Raw genomic sequence first — 20,499 nt, 5'->3', positions numbered from 1 at the left:
TTTTTCAATCCCCCCAAGCACTTCCTTAACAACAGGCGGTTTTAAAATTCCTGGTTTAACCGCGGCTCTTAACTGAAAACCTACGCGCCCCCGTTTTTGCGGGGCGCGCTGTCGTGTCTTTTTTCGCCTCCGTCATTGCGAGGAGCTCTTGCGACGAAGCAATCCAGGCTGTCACCGCGGATGCACTTCTGGATTGCTTCGCTTCCGGCTTCGCTCTTCGAGCACGCCGGACAAGTCGCTCGCAACGATCGAGAGTATCCCTAGTTCCCCTTCACCAGCGGGCAGCCGCCCTTGTCGAGCGGGCGGAAGGCCTCGTCGCCGGGCACGGTGGCGATCAGCTTGTAGAGGTCCCACTCGCCCTTGGATTCCTCGGGCTTCTTGACCTCGAACAGATACATGTCGTGGACCATGCGGCCGTCGATGCGGATCTTGCCGTTCTTGGCGAAGAAGTCGTTGACCGGCGTCTTGCGCATCTGCTCCATCACTTTCGGTGCCTCGTCGGTCTTGATGGCGTCGATCGCCTTCAGATAGTGCATGGTCGCCGAATAGAGCCCCGCCTGGATCATGGTCGGCATGTGGCCGACCTTCTCGTTGAAGCGCTTGGAGAAGGCGCGCGTCTCCTCGTTGGTGTCCCAGTAGAACGCATCGGTGATGATCAGGCCTTGCGTCGACTTGATGCCGAGCGAATGAACGTCGGTGATCTCCATGAGCAAGGCGATCATCTTCTGGCCGCCCTGCGTCAGGCCGAACTCGGCCGCCTGTTTCAGCGCATTGGTAGTGTCGCCGCCGGCATTGGCCAGCGCGACCACCTTGGCTTTGGAGGCCTGGGCCTGGAGCAGGAAGGAGGAGAAGTCCGACGAGTTGAGCGGATGCCGGACCTCGCCGAGCACCTTGCCGCCGCTCTCCTTGACCACGTTGGCGGCGTCGCGCTGCAGCGCCATGCCGAAGGCGTAGTCGGCGGTGACGAAGAACCAGGTGTCCTCGCCGCGCTTGACCATCGCCTTGCCGGCGACGTTCGACAGCGCATAGGTGTCGTAGGTCCAGTGCACCGTGTTGGGCGAGCAGGCGACGCCCGTGATATCGGACGAGCCGCCGCCGGAATTGATGTGGATCTTGTTCTTCTCGCGCGTCAGCGCCGAGATCGGCAGCGCCACCGACGAGGTTGGCACGTCGAAGATCGCGTCGACCTTGTCGTTGTCGTACCAGTTGCGGGCGATGTTGACGCCGACGTCGGGCTTGTTCTGGTGGTCGGCGGAGACCACTGCGACAGGCTTGCCCGCGACCTTGGCGCCGTAATCGGCGACCGCCATCTCGACGGCGGCGAGCGAGCCCTTGCCGGTCGCGTCCGCATAGAGGCTCGACATGTCCGTGAGCACGCCGATCTTGACGACGTCGTCGGAAATCTGCGCCTGCGCGGCGCCTGACGTGGCGGCGAGAGCGAGGCCGGCCGCGATCGCGGCGATGAGTTTTTGCATTTGTTTTTCTCCCTCAGCATTGTTGTTTGGGGTTTTGTTGCGGGGACCGTTCTAACGACAATCGGTCGCGGGAGCAAAGCCCGGAATGCGCGAGGAGGGTTGAGAAATAAGCAGGGCGCTGCGGTGTTTTTGCCCCTCTCCCCTTGCGGGAGAGGGTGGCTAGCCGCGAAGCGGCGAGACGGGTGAGGGGTTCTCTCCGCGCGTACATCTCATGCATTTGAACTCGCTGAAGCAACCCCTCATCCGGCGCTTCGCGCCACCTTCTCCCGCAAGGGGAGAAGGAAGAAAGTCACGCGCTGCCCCTCAGCCGTTCATTGCGCCGGCGCAGGCCTTCCAGTGTGGCGAGCAGGATGACCGAGACCGTCGTCAGGATCACCGCCGCTGCCGTGATGGTCGGGCTGATGTTCTCGCGGATGCCGCTGAACATCTCGCGCGGCAGGGTGCGCTGCTCCGGACCTGCCATGAACAGCACGATCACCACCTCATCGAAGCTCGTCGCGAAGGCGAACAGGGCCCCCGACGCCACGCCGGGCAGGATCAGCGGCAGGATCACGCGGCGGAACGCCTCAAGCGGCGAAGCACCGAGCGAGGCGGCGGCGCGGGCCAGATTGGTGTCGAAGCTCTGCAGCGTTGCACCGACCGTGATCACCACGAAGGGCGTCGCCAGCGCGGTGTGGGCCAGAATCAAGCCGAGATAACTGCCGGTCAGCCCGATCGGCGCGAAGAAGAAATACAGACCGACTGCGGTGATGACCCCGGGCACGACAACCGGCGACAGCACGAAGGCCAGCACGAGCGGCTTGAACCGGCTCTTCCACTGCGCCAGCCCCAGCGCCGCCAGCGTGCCAAGCATCATCGACAGCAGGGTCGATGCCACACCGATGATCATGCTGTTCTTCAGCGAATTCATCCAGCGCGGCGAATTGACGAAGTCGTCGTACCAGCGGAGCGAGAGGCCCGGCAGCGGATAGGTGAGGTACGAGCCCGAGCTGAAGGACAGCGGCATGATCGCGAGGATCGGCGCGATCAGGAAGATGAACACCAGCGTGGAGATCACGATGGTCGCGGTCCACGCGATGCGCTGGCTCGGCGTGCGGATGGAGGAATTGTCGCTCAATTCTTCATCCCTCCCGTCACCTGCTGTCCCTGCACCAGCTTTCCGTAAACGAGCGCGAGCAGAACAGTGGCGAGCAGCAGCACCGCACCCAGTGCCGACGCAAGGCCCCAATTGGCGGTCTCGGTCGTGTAGAGCGCGATGAAGTAGCTGATCATCTGGTCGGCGGCGCCGCCGACGAGTGCTGGCGTGATGTAATAGCCGAGCGCCAGGATGAAGACGAGCAGGCTTCCCGCGCCGATGCCGGGCAGCGTCTGAGGCAGGTAGATCCGCAGGAAGGCGGTGAGGGGTGGCGCACCGAGCGAGGCGGCGGCACGCATGTAAGCCGGTGAGATCGCCTTCATGCTGCTGTACAGCGGCAGGATCATGAACGGCAGGAGAACGTGGGTCATGGCCACGCAGACACCGAAGCGATTGTAGATCAGGCGCAACGGCGCATCGATGATGCCAAGCCAGAGCAGGCTGTCGTTCACGACGCCTTTGCTCTGCAACAGAACGATCCAGGCGCAGGTGCGGACCAGCAGCGATGTCCAGAACGGCAGCAGGACGAAGATCATCAGCAGGTTCGACCGGCCGGGCGGCAGCGCGGCCAGCAAGTAAGCGACCGGGAAGCCGAGGATCAGGCAGAGTACCGTGACGCTGAAGCTGATGATGAAGGTGCGGGCGAAAACGTCGCGGTAGATGGCCTGATCCGGCGGGGCTGCGATAATCGCGCCGTCTGCGTTCCGCGTCAGATCGAGCGCCGACAAAAGATAGAAGCCGGTTATGGGACCGCTGGCGTCCTTGATCGTGGTCCAGGTGGCGCGCTCGCGCCAGGCCGGGTTGATCTTGCCCAGCGTCTCCTTCGCCGTGCCGGGCTCGGGCACGGTCTTCAGATTGCGTGCGGTGCTGGTCAGGATCGTGCGAAAGCCGTTCTGGGCGTAGTTGAGCCGCTTGGCCGCGATCGCGATCGTTCCGGAAGCGCGCGCGGCCAGGATGTCGCCCGCCAGCGCCGCGTAGGCCTTTTCGTCCGGCAGATTCCTGCCGTCCCAACTGGCGAGAGCCGCGATGGTCTGAGGCAGAACCAGACGCACCTCCCGGTCATCGACGGCACGCCACAGCATGCCGGCGATGGGCCCAGCGAAGGTGAAGAGCAGGAAGACGAGAAGCGGCAGAACCAGCGCCAATGCTTTGACCTGGCGTGCTCGCTCCGCCCGCCGCAATCGGCGCTTGAGCGGCACCTCGGTCGACGCATCGGCGCCGATCAAGAGCGCATCCGTCATTGGTGTTACCTTCGGTCGAGCCCTGCGGAGCGCGCTACTTCGCGGCCCATTTGTTGAAGCGCTCGGTCAGGCGGTCGATGTTCTCGAGCCAGAAGGCAACGTTGATCTCGACCGCATTCTTGATGTTGTCGGGCGCTGTCGGCAGGTCCTTCAGAACGGCAGGCGCGAGCAGGGCGGCTGCGTCCTTGTTCGAGGTGCCATAAGCAATGTTCTCCGACAGTTTCGATTGGTTCTCCGCCTTGCCCGCGAAGTCCAGGAACTTGTAGGCCGCGTCCTTGTTCGGGCTACCTTTCAGGATCACCCAGGTGTCGAGGGTGAAGAGGGCTCCGTCCCACACCATGCCGAAATTCTTCTTCTCGTTCTTGTTCGCGGTGTCGATGCGGCCATTGTAGACCGAGGTCATCGCCACCTCGCCCGAGGCGAGCAATTGCGGCGGCTGAGCGCCGGCCTTCCACCAGACGATGTCGCCCTTGATGGTGTCCAGCTTCTTGAACGCGCGCTCGACGCCTTCGTCGGTCGCCAGCACCTTGTAGACGTCCTTTGGCGCGACGCCGTCGGCCATGAGGGCGATCTCGAGCGTGGTCTTCGGTCCCTGACGCAAGGCACGCTTGCCCGGGATCTTTTTGGTGTCGAAGAAGTCGGCCCAGCCCTTCGGGGCCTCCTTGAGCTTGTCCTTGTCGTAGCCGAGAACGAAATCGTAGAGGATGGCGCCAACGCCGCAAGCGTTGACCGACGGTGGGATATAGGCGGCCTCGCCGCCGATCTTCGAATAATCCAGCTTCTCGAACAGGCCTTCTTCGCAGCCGACCGCCAGTTCGTCGCTCTCGACCTGGACGACGTCCCAGGTGGCGGCGCCACCCTGCACCTTGGCGCGCAGCACGCCGACTCCGCCGTCCCAGGACTCGTCGTTCATGGGCACACCGGCCGCTTTCTTGAACGGCTCGAAATAGACCTTCTTCTGGGCATCCTGATACGCGCCGCCCCACGACACGACGGTGAGGTCACGCGCCTGCGCGACCGTGGCCAGCGCCGCGCTGGCGGTGAGTGCCGCGGCGAAACCCAGGACAATCTTGCGCTTCAGCATGGTCTTTGTTCCTTCTTCTTCACGTGACTTGCGTTGAGCTTGGTCGGTGCAGGTCCGCCCGCGTTGGAGCGATGCTGCATGGTTGGTTCAGACGGGATCGAGGGCCAGGCAGTCCTCCGGGCGGAAGGTGATGAACACGTCATCGCCAGGTGTTAGGCTGCCAGCTCTCAGGCTGCCATGTGTCAGGCTGTCATGCGCCCCCGGCTGAAGCTTGACCATGAACTCCTTGTTGTCGGCGACATCGAGCACGGCCAGCGCGTGGTCGCCGAGATAGATGGTGTTCTGCACCTTTGCCGGCAGTCGGTTCGGTTCGTCGCCGGAGGTGCCATCCGGGATAATGGCGATCCGCTCCGGCCGCACCGACAGCGAGGTCGATGCGCCCGCGCCTGATACGTTGACCGCTCGTGCGGTCACGGCGCCGCCGCCAGCCAGCGCAACGCGGCAATATTCATTTTCAACCGTCTCGACGGTGCCGGACAAAACATTGTTCTCGCCGATGAAATGGGCGACGAAGCTGTTCACCGGATGCTCATACAGCGCGTCGGGCCTGTCGATCTGCTGCACGATGCCGTCGTTGAATACGGCGATGCGGTCCGACATGGTGAGCGCTTCACTCTGATCGTGGGTGACGTAGACGACGGTGATGCCCATCGTCTCGTGCAGTTGCTTGATCTCCAGCTGCATCTGCTCCCGAAGGCGCTTGTCCAGGGCGCCGAGCGGCTCGTCCATCAGCACGAGTTGTGGATTGAAAACCAGGGCGCGGGCCAGCGCCACGCGTTGCTGCTGACCGCCGGACAGTTGCCCGGGCCGGCGCTGCGCCAGGGTTTCCATCTTGATCATGCGCAATGCCGCTTTGACGCGATCCTGCGCTTCGGCCTTGTTCGTGTTGCGAACCGAGAGCGGGAAGGCGATATTTTCCGCAATCGTCAGGTGCTGAAACAGGGCATAGTTCTGGAACACCATGCCGATGTCGCGCTTGTGTGGCGGCACGTTCTTGATCGGCCGGTCCGCGAGGTAGATCTCGCCATGGGTCGGAACCTCGAAGCCGGCCAGCATCATCAGCGTAGTCGTCTTGCCGGAGCCCGACGGACCAAGCAGGGTGACGAACTCACCCTTCCTGATGTCGAGATCGAGGTTCTTCACCACGAGGTGCTCGCCATCGTAGGTCTTCTGAATGCCGGAAAAGCGCACCAGCGCCGGCGCAGGCGTGACCATGCCGGCTTCCATGTCGTCCTCGCGTTGTCAGCACCAGTGCTGTCAGCACCTCGTCCCCGGGGTGCGAGGAATAGCTTAGCATCCTCCGACCAGATTGCCAGCGGCGCAAACGACGACGCGCACGGAGCCGTCGGGAAAAGGCGCGCGCTACATTCCCGACAATTTCGTCACGGACACATTCAGCGAGCCCCCGGCTTCCGCGATCACGCGCAGCGTCTTGGAGTCGAAGGCGATGTCGGCCAGCGTCAGGCTGTCGATCTTTGCATCGACCCTGACGCCGTCCTCGCTCTTCTGGAAGTCGGCGATCGCGGCGGCGATTTTCTCGCGTGCATTGGCGGCAATCGGCTTTAGATCGATTGTCGCTTTCTGCACCAGCGCCTGCTGCATCTGCGGCACCACCGCGCGCGCCGCGGCACCCAGCAGGCCGAAGGCCGCCTCGGACTCTACCGCGAGCTGGATGTCGGCGAGCCGCAGCGTCTGCTGCGCCTGGTCGAGCATCGGCCGGCCCCAGATGTGCACGGTCGCTTCGGCGCCGAGACCAAGCCAGCTCTTCTTCTCCTTGGCGCGCACCAGCAGCGAGATCAGGAGGCGCTCGCCCGACGGGATCACGTTGACGCTCTTGACGGTGACGTCCACGGGACCGGAGCCGTCCTCGGGATAGGTGTGGCCGACCATCTGCGCGGCGATCAGCTTGTTGATCTCGGTGAAAGGCACGTCGATCGGGACGCCGATGTTCACACCGGTGCCGGTCGGCGGCACGATCGAGATCTTGTCGGGGAACGGGCAGTCGGGCTTGGTCGGCGTGGAGGTGACGCGCGTCTCCGCTTCCAGGCCCATCAGCAGGGTCACGGCCTGCGCGTCGACGCGCGGCTGCGCCGCGATGGCGCGGATCGGCTTCATCTCCAGCCAGAGCGGCGGCAGCGCGGCCGAGGAGCCCGAGCCTTGCAGCGGGATCGAGCGGCAGGCCTTGGCCCATTGCAGCTTCGCGTTCTCCCGCAAGGTCGGATCGTTGCGCATCCGTTCGGAAACGGCGTTGATCTGTTCGCCGACGGTCTTGTCGATCAGCGGCTTCACCTGTGCAGGTACGTTGACCTTGGCGCCGGAGATGTTGAGGTTGGTATCGCCGAGATTGACCTGGGCGCCGAGATTGGGCTCGAGATGCCAGTTGGCCGCGAGCTTCGGCCGCGAGGTGACGACGACGTTGCCCTTGATCTCGGCGCTGGCGTTCAGATTCTTGATGTTGACCGCGCCGATCTGTTTCGCGGCATTGCCGCCGAGCACGCTACCGAGCGCCTCGCCGAGCGCGCCGGTGGCTTTCGACGACAGCGAGCCCGTCACGTTCAGCTTGCCCGTGAGCGGCGTCGAGATCGTCAGCACGTCCTTGTCGCCGGCAGCTGCCATCGGCCCGCGCACGGCGGACCAGCCGATGTCGGCGTTCTCCAGGATTTGCGAAATCGGGTTCTCGGCCTTGCCGGCGAAATTGCGCGGGGCGGCCTTCTCGGCCTGCTCGCGAATCGCCGACAGCGCGATGGCGACCGGCGCCACCACGATCGAGCTCTTCGCGACCGGCGGCAGCGGCGGCAGTTGCGCGACCGGCGGTGCGGAATTCGTAGCCCGCGGCGACAGCCAGTCCATCGCCTTCAGGCTGATGAAAAACGACGCCGCGAGCACCGCGACGGCGATCAGGACAGTTTTCAAGTTCAGCGTCAGTCGCATCAATCCCCCAGGCCGCCCGGGCAGAAGTCTACAGGGCAGGCGAGGAGGGCGCTAGAGCCCACCGATGGGGTGGAATTGGGGCAAACATATTAACGGCCGCGAACGCACCGTTACCGCGCATTTGTCCTTGCGTACCTAGCCGCGCTTCGGACGGCGCACCGCTCTCACATTGCCGCGATCTCCGCCCCCGCAGAAGAAGCGGTCGCCGCCATCGGACTCCAATCCTGACACCATGGTCCCGGCGGGCAGGTCGAGCTGCTCCAGCACCTTGCCCGTCTCGGGATCGATCCGCCTGATGTCGCTGTCCTCGCCTTCCCAGGTGCCGTGCCAGAGCTCGCCGTCGACCCACGTCACCCCGGTGACGAAGCGCTTGCTTTCGATGGTGCGGAGAATTTTTCCCGTCTGGGGATCGACCTGATGGATCTTGCGCTCCCGATATTGTCCGACCCAGAGCGAGCCCTCGGCCCAGGCCAATCCAGAGTCGCCGCCGCCGCCGGGCGCGGGGATGGTGGCGAGCACCTCGCCGGTCGCAGCGTCAATCTTCTGGATGCGGTCCTCGGCGATCTGGAACAGGTGGCGGCCGTCGAACGCCGTTCCCGCATGCGCGGCGACATCGATGGAGCGAGCGATCTTGCCATCGGTCGGATCGACCGCGTTCAATTTGTCGCCGGACGCGAACCACACATGGGCGCCGTCATAGGTGACGCCGTGCACGGCTTCGACGCCTGCAAAGGGCCCGTATTCCCTGACGATCTCGGCGGCTGAACGTTTCATCTGCTCGGTCCCTGTGGTGTGAATCCCATCTTAGGTCTTCATGAGCGGTCCGGGGAGTAACAAGCCTGTCGGGAAACCCGGCACGGGCGGCGTCATCCAGCGCCGCGCCCGTCCGTGTCCGAAGGACTGCACCTTGTTCGATCGCGCCAGCTCTTCGAGGGCCCGCTGCACGGTGCGCGCGCTCGTTCCCAGCGCCAGCGCGAGCGCCGAGCTCGACCAGGGCTCGCCGTCGGAGAGGAAGGCCAGCACATTGGCGTGCTTCTCCTCGACGGGCCGCGCCAGCACGAGAACCTGCCGCGTGTTGCGCGGCGTCAGCGCAAAACCTTGCCGGGTCGCGCGGATATCGGTGAGAGGCTCGAGCTTGGTGCGGAGCCGTCCGATTTCGACGCGCAGCCGGGCGCGATGCGATTCATCGACGTGCCTTGCCTGAAACGCGCCGGTGATCAACGCTTCGCGCGAGACATCGGCGGGCCAGGCCTGCGCCAGGATGCGGGCGAGCGCGAACAGCACCGGCCGCCTTCCGAGCGGCACGAGGATGCCTCGCCTGCGAACCGCGTGATGGAACGTGTCCACCACGAGCGCCTCCGATGTCGCGAGGTCCTCGACCTCCTCGAGCAGCAACGGCCGTTCGTGCCCGCGCGTGATCAGGCGCGCTGCGGGCGTGTCGAGCACGCGGCTCGTGCCTTCGACCTCGGCCGCAAGCGCGGCAATGCCGGCCTGCCGTGCTGCGCTCGCCGCGCGCCCGAGCGCCGCGCGCGCCTCTTTCGTTCTGAGCCGCCTGATGGCAATGCCGGCAATCACGAGCTCGCGGGCGACCTGCGCAGCAGGGGGCAATGGCGTGGTCTTGGTCTCGGCCAGCGTGCGCTCGGCCTCGTCGAGGCATCCGAGCAGGAGAAGTCGGCGCGCCTCAATGTGACCCGCATGGGCGGCGTTGGCGAGGTCACCGTGGCTTGCGAGCGTCGCCCGCGCGGCCGCGAGCGTGTTGGCCGGCCAGTTCAGGTCGCGCGAGACGAGTGCGATCTCGGCTTCCGCCACCACGCATCTTGCGCGCGCGACTGCCTCTCTCGGACCGAAGGCGCGTGCGGCGCTGCGCAGCAATGTCTTCGCCTTGGCGAGATCGCCGAGCTGCGCCATCGCGATGCCGCGCAGCGCCAGCGAAGGTGCATCGTTGCGCAGCGCAACGCGGTTTAGCGCGCCGAGCGGATCGCCGGCTTGGAGCGCGCGGGCCGCGGCCGTGATCAGCGACTCCATTCAAATCCCGCCACACTTGTTACTCCCACTACGCAACCGTCCGGTGCGAGAGATCGTTGACGGCCGACAATGTGCGGCGAGGGACGAGCGGTTCCGCATCTTCCATCGCGAGATCCGGAACGGCCGCCCGGGAAAAGTTGGAGACCCATGATGACATCAGCTGACAACGCAGGGAATAACGGACAGGCCGCCATGCAAACACCGCCGGTGGTGTCGCCGCAGGACTGGGAGGCCGCCCGTCAGCAACTGCTCGTGAAGGAAAAGGCGCATACCCGTGCCCGCGACGCGCTGGCCGCCGAGCGCCGGCGCATGCCGTGGATGGAAGTCACCAAAACCTATGCGTTCGAGGGGCCCTGCGGCAAGGTCAGTCTGCACGACCTGTTCCAGGGCCGGCGGCAGCTGATCGTCTACCGCGCCTTCTTCGAGCCGGGCGTGTTCGGCTGGCCCGATCATGCCTGCCGGGGCTGCTCCATGGTCGCCGACCAGATCGCCCATGTCGCGCATCTCAATGCCCGCGACACCACACTGGTGTTCGCCTCGCGCGCGCCGCAGGCCGATATCAGCAGGCTGAAGCAGCGGATGGGCTGGACCATGCCGTGGGTCACCGTCACCGACAGTTTCGATGCGGATTTCGGCGTCGACGAGTGGCACGGGACCAACGTGTTCTACCGGGACGGGACGCGCATCTTCCGCACCTACTTCGTCAAGAGCCGCGGCGACGAGCAGATGGGCGGCACCTGGAATTACCTCGACATCACGCCGCTGGGACGGCAGGAGGTCTGGGAGGATTCGCCGAAGGGTTATCCGCAAACGCCGACCTACAAATGGTGGAATTGGCACGACAGCTACACCGAAGGTGCCGCGCCCGACCAGAAATGGGTCGAGATCTCGACCGCCGGCGAGAAGGCTTTTCGCGAGGAGGCCGCTGAAGGACGTGACTAGTCCCATGAGCGCAACTGCCGGCGCGAGCCGCAACGGTATGGCGGCCGCGCGCCACCTCGCCAGATGGCTGGCGTTGGCGGCGACGCCGACCTTCGCGATCATGGCCGTGCTGACGGTCGCGCTCGATGGCCCCGCGGACATGCTGTGCGGCGCCGGACATGGGGCGATGCTCGAAGGGATGGTGCCGATGTATCTCTTAATGAGCGCGTTTCATTCGGCGGCGTGGCTGAGGTTGATTGCGGAGCGGTGAAGTCGGTAGCTCTACCGCGAAGCCGCCTGCAAATAAGCAACGATCTTGCCCGCTTCCTCCGCCGAGACGCCGCCATAGGGCTGCATCTTGTTGCCGGATACGATTTCGTCCGGCTTGACCATGAAGCGGGTGAGTTTGTCCTGGTCCCAGACGAAGCCGGCTTCTTTCATCGAGGAGGAATAATTGTAGTTCGGCAGCGAGCCGGCCTTGCGTCCGACGATTTTATTGAGGTTGGGGCCCAGACGATTGTCGCCCTCTTTCACCGAGTGGCAGGTGCGGCAGGAATTGTTGAAGGCCTGTTGGGCTGCGTCGTCGCTCGGCGGCTGCTGTGCGAGCGAGGCGGGCGCGGTCAACAGCAGTGCCAATGCGCCGGCTCCGGCGATCGCGCGCAGCCATGTGCCTTGCGGCGTTTGCGGACGTGATTGCATTCGCGCCTCCATCGGGGATCGCGCCGCAGCACGCGCGCGTCGGGATGCCGAGGGCAAACGAAAACGGCCCCGGTGGGTTCCGGGGCCGTTTGCGTCACAATGTCCTGTCGCTTACCGCGTCGCGGCGCCGAGGTCGGCGCGGCGTTCCGTCATCGGCAGCACGATGACCTTCGTGCCGACGTTGACGCGGGAGTAGAGGTCCGCGACATCGTCGTTGGTCAGGCGGATGCAGCCGGAGGAGACGTGCTTGCCGATGGTGTCGGGGGCGTTGGTGCCATGGATGCGGTAGATGGTGCCGCCGAGATACATGGCGCGCGCGCCGAGCGGGTTGCCGGGGCCGCCGGCCATGTGGCGCGGCAGATAAGGCTGGCGGGCGATCATTTCCGGCGGCGGGGTCCAATCCGGCCACTCCGCCTTCTTGGTCACCGACTGGGTGCCGGACCAGGTGAAGCCGTCGCGGCCGACGCCGATGCCGTAGCGCATCGCCTGGCCGTTGCCGAGCACGAGATAGAGGTAGGTGTTGGGCGTATCGATGATGATGGTGCCCGGCGCCTCACGCGTCGCATAGGTGACGGTCTGGCGACGGAAGCGGGCCGGGGTTTCGACGGCGTCCTGATCCTCGGACGGCGCGGCCTGATAGGGCGTGGCTTGATAAGGCTGATACGGCTGCGGCGCCGCGATCGGCGGCTGGAAGAAGGGGAAGAGCTGCACGGGCGCGGCTTTCACCGGACCGGCGAACGCGATCGCGGTGACAGCCACTGCGCCAAACGCAACGGCGCGCGAATAAGTCCTCAACGTCTCCAGATTGATCATTGGTCGCCCCTGTTGCGCGGTGTTTCTTGGTCACCCCGGCACCGTTTCGGTGCTCTGTTGGCTAGATCACTAACGGAAAGAAGTTTCGGGACGTTTGCGCGGAAAACCGAAAACGGCTTCATGGCGGCAAGGATTGTTTCATGACGGTTTCGTGGCTGCGCGGACCCGTTAACGAACAAAACAGCGGGCCGACACTTCCATGACGTCACACGCCTGAAATATCCGTGGTTGATGGTCCAAAGCCGAGAATCATAAAAATCTCGGGATTTCCCCATGCGGGTATTAATCGCGACTGACGCCTGGCATCCTCAGGTCAACGGTGTGGTGCGGACGTTGACCTCGCTGGCCGGCGCTGCCAAGACGTTGGATGTCGAGATCGACTTCCTGACGCCGGACGGTTTTCGGTCGTGGCCGTTGCCGACCTATCCGGGGCTGCGCATTGCGCTGCCGAGCGGCAAGGAGATTGCGCGGCGGATCGAGAGGGCGGCGCCGGAAGCGCTGCACATCGCGACCGAAGGGCCGATCGGCTGGGCGGCGCGGGCCTATTGCCGTCGCAACCGGCTCGCCTTCACCACCTCCTACACCACGCGCTTTCCCGAATACGTTTCGGTGCGGACCGGCATTCCCGCGAGCGTCGGCTATGCCGTGCTGCGCCACTTCCACGATGCCGCCGCCATGACGATGGTCGCAACGCCCTCGCTGCGGCAGGAGCTCTCCGAGCGCGGCTTCAAGCGGCTCGGCTTCTGGACCCGCGGCGTCAATACCGAGCTGTTCCATCCGGACTCTCCGGCCAAGCTCGATCTGCCCGGGCCGATCTTCATGACGATGGGCCGCGTGGCGGTGGAGAAGAACCTCGAAGCGTTCCTCTCACTCGACCTGCCCGGCACCAAGGTCGTCATCGGGGACGGCCCGCAGAAAGCTGCGCTCGAAAAGAAATATCCCGACGCCGTCTTCCTTGGCGAGAAGAAGGGCGCCGATCTCACCGCGCATCTTGCCGCCGCCGACGTGTTCGTGTTTCCGAGCCTGACCGATACGTTCGGCGTGGTGCAGCTCGAGGCGCTCGCCTGCGGCACCCCGGTTGCGGCGTTTCCGGTGACGGGTCCGAAGGACGTCATCGCCGACCATCCGATCGGCGCGATCGACCACGATCTGCGCGCCGCGTGTCTGCGCGCGCTCACCATGTCGCGCCAGACCTGCCGCAACTTCGCGCTGGAGCGCTCCTGGGAAAACAGCGCGCGCCAGTTCGTCGGCAACCTCACCTCACTTCAGCCCAGCCGTGCCTTGCGCGCCTCGCCTCGCATGGCGCGGCGGCCGGTGCGTGGTTGACCCAATGTTTCGAACCACAGCGAGAACCTCATCGATGGCTAAGATCATGAACCTTGACGGCACCCAGCAGCTCGACCTCACTCGTGGCACGGTCGAGCAGGCCTATGACCGCTGGGCACCAGTCTACGACCTCGTGTTCGGAGGCGTGTTCGCCAAGGGCCGGCGGGCCGCGATCGCGGCCACCAACAAGATCGGCGGCCGGGTGCTCGAGGTCGGCGTCGGCACCGGCATTTCGCTGCCGCTCTACGCGCCGCATCTGCGCATCTTCGGCACCGACATCTCGGAGGCGATGCTCGACAAGGCGCGCCAGCGCGTCACCGAGGGCAAGCTGAACAACGTCGAAGGCCTCGCGGTGATGGATGCCGAGAAGCTCGAATTCCCCGACGACTCCTTCGACGTCGTGATGGCGCAATACGTCGTCACCGCCGTGCCGAATCCGGAAGTCGCGCTGGACGAATTCGCCCGCGTGCTGCGCCCGGGCGGCGAGCTCATCATCCTCACCCGCGTCAGCGCCGATACCGGCATGCGCCGCTTCATCGAGCAGAAGCTGCAGCCGGTGGTGCGTCCGCTCGGCTTCCGCACCGCCGAGTTCGCTTGGTCGCGCTATGCCAAATGGCTCGCCGGCGCCAACGGCATCGAGCTTGCCGAGCGCCGCCTGATTCCGCCGCTCGGTCATTTCTCGCTGGTGCGCTTCCGCAAGGTCGACGTCGCCAAGGCAGCGTAACCCAAGCTCACGCGTCGCGTGCGTCACCGCGCCGCTGCACATCGTCACATGACAAAATGATGATGTCACACGGCCTACATCGAATCTCTGTAAATCCTGAACCCGAAAGCATTTGGGGGAGAGCATGATCAAGAATTATCTCGAGCAGCTGCGGATCCAGCGCTGGGACGACCATCGCTACTATCACCACAGCCGCATCAATCAGAGCCTGCACTTCGTCAGCGCGCTGAGCTTCCTGTTCGCCTATGTCTGGCTGTTCGTCGACCCCATGATCTCGGCGCTGGTCGGCTGGCTGGTCTCGATGACCTCGCGCCAGGCGGGCCACTTCTTCTTCGAGCCGCACGGCTACGACCAGATCAACCAGGCGACGCACGAGCACAAGGAAGAGATCAAGGTCGGCTACAATCTTCAGCGCAAGGTCGTGCTGATGTCGATCTGGGCGCTGTCGCCACTGGTGCTGTTGGTCGATCCCACGCTGTTTGGACTGTTCACGCCCTGGGCGGGCGCGACCGACTTCATGCGGCAGGTCGCCAAGATCTGGCTCGTGGTCGGCGGCGGCGGTCTCATGTTCCGCACGGTGCACCTGTTCTTCATCCGCGACGTCGAGACCGGCCTCGTCTGGATGACGAAGATCCTGACCGACCCCTTCCACGATCTGATGCTCTACCGCAACGCGCCGCTGGCGCTGATGCGCGGCGAGCTGATGGACCCCGGCCTGCACCTCAACCCCGAGCACACCCTGGGCCTCATCGGCGAGCCCACGCTCGAAGAGCAGCACGCCTGAGCGCGCCGTTCTCACAAGATACTCCGATGTCGATTGGCTACGTCATGCCCGGGCTTGTCCCGGGCATCCACGTCTTGGGAGCCGCGAACGCGGTGCTTCCTTCACCTCTCCCCGCGTGCGGGGAGAGGTCGGATTTGCGTGTCGCGCAAATCCGGGTGAGGGGGGCTCTCCGCGAGTCCAGCTCTCACCGTGATTGCGGAAGCAGCCCCTCACCCCAACCCTCTCCCCGCGAAGAGCGGGGAGAGGGAGAGGAGAGGCTGTGCCCCGGACTGACCGTGGTGGAAGGAAGAACCTCAGCGCCCGAAGCGCTTGGCCAGCATCTCTTTCAGGATCTGCCGCTTGATGGTCTTGTTGGTGAGGACGCCATCGTGCCACCAGAAGCCGTCGGCCTTCATTTTCTCGGCGGCGCGAACGAAACGCTCGGCGACCTCGGTGAAATCGGCGTCGGTGTAGTTCAGGCTGAAGATCAGCCGGCCGGTGCCGACCCAGCTCAGGGACAGGCCTTCGGCGCGCAGATAGTACTGCAGCATCCAGTTGTAGCGGGACGGTGTGGTGTATTTCACCGTCCAGATCGACGAGAAGTTCGCGAACCGCACCGGCAGGTCGGCGTCGGTCATCATCCCGTTGAGCCTTTCCGCGCGCTCATTCCAAGTCTCGTCCAGTCCGTCATAGACGGCGCGGAAGTTCGGGCTGGCGAGCCGGCTCAGGAACTCGTCCATCGCCGTCATGACATAGGGGTGCGAGTTGAAGGTGCCGCGGGCGAAGCAGACGTCGGCGGGACGATCGTCGCGGAAGCGGCGCATCAGCTCGCGTTTGCCGCAGACCACGCCGACCGGCAGGCCGCCGGCGAGGCTCTTGCCGTAGGTCACCATGTCGGCCTTGATGCCAAAGTATTCCTGGGCGCCGCCGGCAGCGAGACGGAAGCCGACGAAGACCTCGTCGAAGATCAGCACGATGCCCCGCTCCGTGCAGACGTCGCGCAGCTTCTTGAGCCATTCGGTGTAGGCCGCGCGGTCGAAATTGCCGCCGCGGGAGGAATCAACCAACGAGGAGTCGCCGGGCGCGTTGCTATTCGGATGCAGCCCCTGCAGCGGATTGACCAGCACGCAGGCGATGTCCTTGCGCGTCCGCAGCACGTGCAGCGTCTTCTCCGACATCTCGGCGAGGGTGTAGGTCTCGTGCGCGGTGATCGGATTGCCGACGCCGGGCTGCACGTCGCCCCACCAGCCGTGATAGGCGCCGGCGAAGCGGACCAGATGGGTGCGCCTGGTGTGGTAGCGCGCGAGCCGCACCGCCTGCATCACGGCTTCGGTGCCGGACATGTGAAAGGACACTTCGTCGAGGCCCGAGATCTGGCACAGCCGCGCTACGTTATCGAGGATGACGGGGTGGTAGGGGCCGAGCACCGGTCCGAGCAAGTGCGCCCGCTTCTCGGAGCCCTCGATGCACTCCTTGTAGAAGTCGTTGCCGAAGATGTTGACGCCGTAGGACCCCGTGAGGTCGTAGGAGGTGTTGCCGTCGACATCGGTGACGGTGACGGCGCGCGACGACTCCACGAAGGTCGAGGTGCCCAAATGCTCGCGAACGAGACGCGAGAACTGGAACGGCACGCGGTAAGTTTCGGTGAAGTGCAGGTCGGAGATCTTTTCCGCCGCTTCCTTCGTCATCGCGCGGCCCTTGGGGTAGCGCTCGGCGTAGAGACGCGCGAGACGGAAGAAGCCGTCCTTGCGCTGGGCCACGATGTTTGGGGGCGCGCCGTCGCAGGCGAAGTATGCATCGCCTTCGAATTCGTAGAACGGGAGCAGCCTCGCCACCCGGCGGGACATCTTGGAATGTCCGGCGAGCGAGCGGTGCTTGGCGCGGGACAATTCGATCCGCGCCTTGATCTTCGGGAAGGCGGCGGCAGCGGACGCTGCGGCGGCCACGGACAAAGAAAGAATCGGGAGTGTCGTTTCCATGACAACAAGCGCTAATACTGCGAGCTGACAGATTCATGACAGTCAAAGCCCTCATCGCCTCTTTCACCCAGCAGGAAGACCTCAACTTCCTGTTGACCAACCGCATCCCCCGCGCCGCGCTAACCCGCTTCATGGGCTGGTTCTCCAAGATCGAGAACCCGCTGGTCCGGGACGGCTCCGTCGCGCTGTGGAAGCTGTTCTCCGACCTCGATCTGTCGGAGGCGCGCAAGACTCATTTCAGGAGTCTGCACGAGTGCTTCACCCGGGAGCTCAAGCCGGGCCTGCGGCCCTTTGATCCGGACCCCTCCATTGTCGCAAGTCCGTCCGACGGCATCGTCGGCGCTCATGGCCGGATCGCGGACACCGAGCTGTTCCAGGTCAAGGGCGCGCCGTACTCGCTGCTCGATTTGCTCGGCGATTCCGTGCTGGTCGACCAGCACCGCAACGGCTCCTTCGTCACGCTGCGGCTGACCTCGAGCATGTATCATCGCTTCCATGCGCCCTTTGACGCGCATATCGAGCGCGTCACGCTGATCCATGGCGATGTCTGGAACGTCAACCCGATCGCGCTGAAGCGGGTCGAGCGTCTGTTTTGCAAGAACGAGCGCGCGGTGATCCGCACGCGTTTGCCGACGGGCGAAGCCGTGACGCTGGTGCCGGTGGCCGCGATCCTGGTCGCGAGCATCCGTCTGCATTTCCTCGATATGGTGCTGAATGCGCAGACGAGGGGGCCGGTCAATTTTCCCTGCGACGTCAACGTGAGCAAGGGCGAGGAGCTCGGCTGGTTCGAGCATGGCTCGACCATCATCATTCTCGCGCCCGGCGATTTCACTTTCTGCGACGGCATCGCCGAAGGCACGCGCATTCGCGCGGGTCAAGCGCTGCTGAGAAAAAACTAGCCTTCAATCAGCCGCGTCGGCCGCCTATATCGTCCCTGGGGACGTTTCTGCGACGACGGATTTGGTGATGGCACGGGCGCCGGTCATGGCGGCGGGTGGTATTGTGCTGCGGCGAGGTGCGCCGCCGCTGGTTGCCGTCGTGCGCCAGCGCAAGCGCAACGAATGGGTTTTGCCCAAGGGCAAGCTCGACGACGGCGAAACGCCGAAGCAGGCCGCGCATCGCGAAGTGCTGGAAGAGACCGGCCACGACGTCGCCATCCACGAATTTCTGGGCACGCTCGTCTATCAGTCCGGCGGGCGCTCCAAGGTCGTGCATTTCTGGCGCATGGAGGCAGGGGACGGTCCGGTCCGCAAGCTGATGAACGACATCAAGGCGGTCGACTGGCTGACGCTGGAAGACGCGCTCGCGCGCCTGTCGCGCGAGTACGAGCGCGTGTTTCTGACCCAGGTCGGCCCGATCGCGCTTGCGGCGGCGGGGCTTGCATCGTCGTCTGCGCCCGAGCCGACGCTGGCAACCGACGACGTCGATGCAGCTTTGCAGACACTGACACCGGCTGAAGCGGCCTCGGTGGGCGAGTTGCGGCACGGTCTGTTGCAGAAGATGAAAGCCTGGCTGCGCGGCGAGGTGTGAGTTCTCTTCACCTCGCCCCGCTTGCGGGGAGAGGTCGGAATTCAAGCACAGCTTGAATTCCGGGTGAGGGGGATTCTCCGCGAGTCTCTCTGTCACTATTTTCGCGGAGGCAGCCCCTCACCCCAACCCTCTCCCCGCAAGGGCGGGGCGAGGGAGCGCACGGACATCGTCGGCGCACTTTGCGTTCTATCGCCGCTCCTTATCCTTCGGAGCCGGCGCCGGCCTTCGCGGCGCTGTGGGGCGTTGCGTGGCGGGGAGGCGCTGCTGGAATCCGCTCGGTCGCTGCATGCCTGGCTGTTGAGCGGCGGGCGGCTGGCCGGGCTGCATGCCGGTGCGCGGAAGTTGCGGCTGCACGTGGGGCTGCTGCTGCGTTCCGCCCGGCTGCGGCGGTACGACTCCGCCGGGCTGCGTCGGAATCTGTCCACCGCGCTGCGGCTGGTTTTGTGGCCTGCCGTTAGGCTGCGTGCCTTGACCGGCGCGCGGTAGGCCTGCCGGACGTCCCGCGCCTTGCTTCTGGCCTTGTTGCTGCTGATCCTGACCCGCGCGCGGCGCGGGCTGCACGGCGCCGCCTTGGCCCGGCGCTTGACCCTGCCGCTGCGGCGGCTGCGCGCCTTGGCGACCTGGCGCGCCCGGCTGCTGCTGGCCTGGACGGTTGTTCTGACCGGGCTGTCCGTTCGGCCGCTGCGGCTGTTGCGGCTGTTGTCCTGGCGCCGTGTTCGGCCGCAATTGTTGCTGTTGCGGCGGCTGGAACGGCCGCGGAATGCGCGGGCTCGCGGTCGGATTGGCCCGGCGGAAGTCGCGCTGCTCGGTGACGATCTGCCGGCCCGTGGTCTGCGCCAAATGCACCTGGCTGACGAAGCCGCGGTCGCGCGCGATCTGTTGTGGTGCCATCGTGATCGGCACCGCGGCAAACCGCATGACGCCGGCAGCGGCTGCGCCCGGGCGGATCGCAAAACCGCTCGCGCCTTGCGTCAGAGCGCCGAGCCGCGTCCCGCTCGTGCGGTCGTCGACGTCGATGTGTCCGACCCGGCCGTCGGCGTCGGGATAGAGCTTGATGTTGACATTGTTGGCGTTGTTCGCGGCCGCGCCTTCCGGCACGTCGACGACGCCCGTGGTGCCGCGGATGCCTAGCGTTGCCGTCGGCGTCGTGATCTTCATGTCGCCGGTCTTTGCCACCGCCGCCGCAACGAAGGCGACCGTGCCCTTGCCGATGTCGAAGATTCCTGCGTTGTGCTTGCCGCCGTCTTCATAGACGTAAGTGTCGATAGTGATCTTCGTGCTGGCGGAGAGATTGAACGTGGTCGCGTCGTCAAAGGTGATGCCGAGCGAGGAGTTCGACGAAGTCTGCACGACGTCGTTGAGATAGATGTCGTCGCGCACCCGCAGCGGATAGGAATTTTTGTCCCGGATCACGGTCGCGATGCCCGTCACCGTCGCGACGTTGCCGATCGGCTCGACGGCGGCGGGCTGCGCCTCGGCCGCAGGAGCGGGTGAAGTCGATGGCGTCGGAGAGGGGGCGGGCGACGGCTGCGCTTGTGGCTGCGCCTGCGCAAACTCGATCGCATCGGATGCGAACGCAACGCTCGCGCCAGCCGGCGGCAACGCCAGCAGCACAAGCGCGAACATGAAGCGGCGCCAGGCCACGATAAATGTCACGAAGAGTCCCGGTGAGAAAGGCGAGGTGAGATCGACCGATATCATCCTGATACAGGTGAATGGCGGATGAATGTCTATCGCACGGCGGCGGTGAACGTTCAAACGGTACGCGATGCTAGCTCATGGCCAAGCCTCTCCACCGTCATGGCCGGGCTTGTCCCGGCCATCCACGCCTTGAAGCGCGGGACCAAGAACGT

Annotated in this window: 19 protein-coding genes; 7 read left to right on the top strand and 12 right to left on the bottom strand. The window is 65.0% G+C overall.

Features of this window, described 5'->3' with window-relative positions; genetic code table 11:
* Positions 1 to 260 precede the first annotated feature (260 nt).
* The 8 genes from AC0L21_RS17015 to AC0L21_RS16980 all read right to left on the bottom strand — a co-directional run bounded on the left by AC0L21_RS17015 (position 261) and on the right by AC0L21_RS16980 (position 9,891).
* Positions 261 to 1,475 (bottom strand): ABC transporter substrate-binding protein, encoded by a 1,215-nt coding sequence (locus AC0L21_RS17015; RefSeq protein WP_473262972.1) that lies wholly within the window; start codon positions 1,473 to 1,475, stop codon positions 261 to 263.
* 289 nt (positions 1,476 to 1,764) lie between these two features.
* The gene (locus AC0L21_RS17010; RefSeq protein WP_473262970.1) at positions 1,765 to 2,592 is read right to left on the bottom strand and encodes an ABC transporter permease; all 828 of its coding nucleotides are present in this window, start codon (positions 2,590 to 2,592) and stop codon (positions 1,765 to 1,767) included.
* Positions 2,589 to 3,851, bottom strand: a complete 1,263-nt coding sequence (locus AC0L21_RS17005; protein WP_473262969.1) for an ABC transporter permease — start codon at positions 3,849 to 3,851, stop codon at positions 2,589 to 2,591. The genes AC0L21_RS17010 and AC0L21_RS17005 overlap by 4 nt, the downstream gene beginning before the upstream one ends.
* A gap of 34 nt (positions 3,852 to 3,885) precedes the next feature.
* Complete coding sequence (locus tag AC0L21_RS17000) at positions 3,886 to 4,935, bottom strand: ABC transporter substrate-binding protein (RefSeq protein WP_473262968.1); 1,050 nt, start codon at positions 4,933 to 4,935, stop codon at positions 3,886 to 3,888.
* Between the two features lie 87 nt (positions 4,936 to 5,022).
* Positions 5,023 to 6,162 (bottom strand): ABC transporter ATP-binding protein, encoded by a 1,140-nt coding sequence (locus AC0L21_RS16995; protein ID WP_473262967.1) that lies wholly within the window; start codon positions 6,160 to 6,162, stop codon positions 5,023 to 5,025.
* A gap of 135 nt (positions 6,163 to 6,297) precedes the next feature.
* Entirely contained in the window at positions 6,298 to 7,866 is a 1,569-nt protein-coding gene (locus tag AC0L21_RS16990; RefSeq protein ID WP_473262966.1) for a DUF4403 family protein, read from the bottom strand.
* Positions 7,867 to 8,001: 135 nt separating this feature from the next.
* Positions 8,002 to 8,640, bottom strand: a complete 639-nt coding sequence (locus AC0L21_RS16985) for a Vgb family protein (RefSeq protein ID WP_473262965.1) — start codon at positions 8,638 to 8,640, stop codon at positions 8,002 to 8,004.
* Between the two features lie 30 nt (positions 8,641 to 8,670).
* Positions 8,671 to 9,891, bottom strand: coding sequence for a helix-turn-helix domain-containing protein (locus AC0L21_RS16980; RefSeq protein ID WP_473262964.1), 1,221 nt, complete (start codon positions 9,889 to 9,891; stop codon positions 8,671 to 8,673).
* A gap of 147 nt (positions 9,892 to 10,038) precedes the next feature.
* Here AC0L21_RS16980 and AC0L21_RS16975 point away from each other — a divergent pair, with 147 nt between their 5' ends.
* Positions 10,039 to 10,833: a DUF899 domain-containing protein gene (locus AC0L21_RS16975; RefSeq protein WP_473262962.1), complete on the top strand. Its 795-nt coding sequence runs from the start codon at positions 10,039 to 10,041 to the stop codon at positions 10,831 to 10,833.
* Between the two features lie 4 nt (positions 10,834 to 10,837).
* Complete coding sequence (locus AC0L21_RS16970; protein WP_473262961.1) at positions 10,838 to 11,083, top strand: hypothetical protein; 246 nt, start codon at positions 10,838 to 10,840, stop codon at positions 11,081 to 11,083.
* An 11-nt stretch (positions 11,084 to 11,094) separates the two neighbouring features.
* Here the strand turns inward: AC0L21_RS16970 and AC0L21_RS16965 are convergent, their stop codons facing one another.
* Together AC0L21_RS16965 and AC0L21_RS16960 are read right to left on the bottom strand one after the other, a co-directional pair.
* Positions 11,095 to 11,511 (bottom strand): c-type cytochrome, encoded by a 417-nt coding sequence (locus AC0L21_RS16965; protein ID WP_473262960.1) that lies wholly within the window; start codon positions 11,509 to 11,511, stop codon positions 11,095 to 11,097.
* Between the two features lie 111 nt (positions 11,512 to 11,622).
* The gene (locus tag AC0L21_RS16960; protein ID WP_473262959.1) at positions 11,623 to 12,324 is read right to left on the bottom strand and encodes a L,D-transpeptidase; all 702 of its coding nucleotides are present in this window, start codon (positions 12,322 to 12,324) and stop codon (positions 11,623 to 11,625) included.
* Between the two features lie 273 nt (positions 12,325 to 12,597).
* Here AC0L21_RS16960 and AC0L21_RS16955 point away from each other — a divergent pair, with 273 nt between their 5' ends.
* The 3 genes from AC0L21_RS16955 (at position 12,598) to AC0L21_RS16945 (ending at position 15,158) form a co-directional block, all read left to right on the top strand.
* Positions 12,598 to 13,650 carry a glycosyltransferase family 4 protein gene (locus AC0L21_RS16955; protein ID WP_473262958.1) on the top strand — a complete coding sequence of 351 codons (1,053 nt, stop codon included), beginning with the start codon at positions 12,598 to 12,600 and terminating at the stop codon, positions 13,648 to 13,650.
* A 34-nt stretch (positions 13,651 to 13,684) separates the two neighbouring features.
* Positions 13,685 to 14,374 (top strand): class I SAM-dependent methyltransferase, encoded by a 690-nt coding sequence (locus tag AC0L21_RS16950; protein ID WP_473262957.1) that lies wholly within the window; start codon positions 13,685 to 13,687, stop codon positions 14,372 to 14,374.
* A gap of 124 nt (positions 14,375 to 14,498) precedes the next feature.
* Positions 14,499 to 15,158 carry a hypothetical protein gene (locus tag AC0L21_RS16945; protein ID WP_473262956.1) on the top strand — a complete coding sequence of 220 codons (660 nt, stop codon included), beginning with the start codon at positions 14,499 to 14,501 and terminating at the stop codon, positions 15,156 to 15,158.
* 293 nt (positions 15,159 to 15,451) lie between these two features.
* Here the strand turns inward: AC0L21_RS16945 and AC0L21_RS16940 are convergent, their stop codons facing one another.
* Positions 15,452 to 17,116 carry an aminotransferase class III-fold pyridoxal phosphate-dependent enzyme gene (locus AC0L21_RS16940; protein WP_473262955.1) on the bottom strand — a complete coding sequence of 555 codons (1,665 nt, stop codon included), beginning with the start codon at positions 17,114 to 17,116 and terminating at the stop codon, positions 15,452 to 15,454.
* Between the two features lie 35 nt (positions 17,117 to 17,151).
* Here AC0L21_RS16940 and asd point away from each other — a divergent pair, with 35 nt between their 5' ends.
* Together asd and AC0L21_RS16930 are read left to right on the top strand one after the other, a co-directional pair.
* Positions 17,152 to 18,015 carry an archaetidylserine decarboxylase gene (asd, locus tag AC0L21_RS16935; protein ID WP_473262954.1) on the top strand — a complete coding sequence of 288 codons (864 nt, stop codon included), beginning with the start codon at positions 17,152 to 17,154 and terminating at the stop codon, positions 18,013 to 18,015.
* 67 nt (positions 18,016 to 18,082) lie between these two features.
* Complete coding sequence (locus AC0L21_RS16930) at positions 18,083 to 18,646, top strand: NUDIX hydrolase (protein ID WP_473262953.1); 564 nt, start codon at positions 18,083 to 18,085, stop codon at positions 18,644 to 18,646.
* A 186-nt stretch (positions 18,647 to 18,832) separates the two neighbouring features.
* On the opposite strand, the gene AC0L21_RS16925 is transcribed toward AC0L21_RS16930, so the two are convergent.
* Positions 18,833 to 20,347: a FecR domain-containing protein gene (locus tag AC0L21_RS16925; protein ID WP_473262952.1), complete on the bottom strand. Its 1,515-nt coding sequence runs from the start codon at positions 20,345 to 20,347 to the stop codon at positions 18,833 to 18,835.
* Positions 20,348 to 20,499 lie beyond the last annotated feature (152 nt).

The sequence above is a fragment of the Bradyrhizobium sp. WSM4873 genome (genome assembly GCF_055811355.1).
The sequence above is the reverse complement of the archived record's forward strand: the minus strand, read 5'-3'. Positions and strand labels throughout refer to the sequence as shown.

Bases quoted from the DNA above. Each gene is read 5' to 3' on its own strand.
- AC0L21_RS16930 (WP_473262953.1), top strand. From the start codon at position 18,083: ATGGCACGGGCGCCGGTCATGGCGGCGGGTGGTATTGTGCTGCGGCGA.
- AC0L21_RS16980 (WP_473262964.1), bottom strand. From the start codon at position 9,891: ATGGAGTCGCTGATCACGGCCGCGGCCCGCGCGCTCCAAGCCGGCGAT.
- AC0L21_RS16995 (WP_473262967.1), bottom strand. From the start codon at position 6,162: ATGGAAGCCGGCATGGTCACGCCTGCGCCGGCGCTGGTGCGCTTTTCC.
- AC0L21_RS16940 (WP_473262955.1), bottom strand. From the start codon at position 17,116: ATGGAAACGACACTCCCGATTCTTTCTTTGTCCGTGGCCGCCGCAGCG.
- AC0L21_RS16925 (WP_473262952.1), bottom strand. From the start codon at position 20,347: ATGATATCGGTCGATCTCACCTCGCCTTTCTCACCGGGACTCTTCGTG.
- AC0L21_RS17000 (WP_473262968.1), bottom strand. From the start codon at position 4,935: ATGCTGAAGCGCAAGATTGTCCTGGGTTTCGCCGCGGCACTCACCGCC.
- AC0L21_RS16965 (WP_473262960.1), bottom strand. From the start codon at position 11,511: ATGCAATCACGTCCGCAAACGCCGCAAGGCACATGGCTGCGCGCGATC.
- AC0L21_RS17015 (WP_473262972.1), bottom strand. From the start codon at position 1,475: ATGCAAAAACTCATCGCCGCGATCGCGGCCGGCCTCGCTCTCGCCGCC.
- AC0L21_RS16985 (WP_473262965.1), bottom strand. From the start codon at position 8,640: ATGAAACGTTCAGCCGCCGAGATCGTCAGGGAATACGGGCCCTTTGCA.
- asd (WP_473262954.1), top strand. From the start codon at position 17,152: ATGACAGTCAAAGCCCTCATCGCCTCTTTCACCCAGCAGGAAGACCTC.
- AC0L21_RS16975 (WP_473262962.1), top strand. From the start codon at position 10,039: ATGATGACATCAGCTGACAACGCAGGGAATAACGGACAGGCCGCCATG.
- AC0L21_RS16990 (WP_473262966.1), bottom strand. From the start codon at position 7,866: ATGCGACTGACGCTGAACTTGAAAACTGTCCTGATCGCCGTCGCGGTG.
- AC0L21_RS16950 (WP_473262957.1), top strand. From the start codon at position 13,685: ATGGCTAAGATCATGAACCTTGACGGCACCCAGCAGCTCGACCTCACT.
- AC0L21_RS17005 (WP_473262969.1), bottom strand. From the start codon at position 3,851: ATGACGGATGCGCTCTTGATCGGCGCCGATGCGTCGACCGAGGTGCCG.
- AC0L21_RS16970 (WP_473262961.1), top strand. From the start codon at position 10,838: ATGAGCGCAACTGCCGGCGCGAGCCGCAACGGTATGGCGGCCGCGCGC.
- AC0L21_RS16955 (WP_473262958.1), top strand. From the start codon at position 12,598: ATGCGGGTATTAATCGCGACTGACGCCTGGCATCCTCAGGTCAACGGT.
- AC0L21_RS16945 (WP_473262956.1), top strand. From the start codon at position 14,499: ATGATCAAGAATTATCTCGAGCAGCTGCGGATCCAGCGCTGGGACGAC.
- AC0L21_RS16960 (WP_473262959.1), bottom strand. From the start codon at position 12,324: ATGATCAATCTGGAGACGTTGAGGACTTATTCGCGCGCCGTTGCGTTT.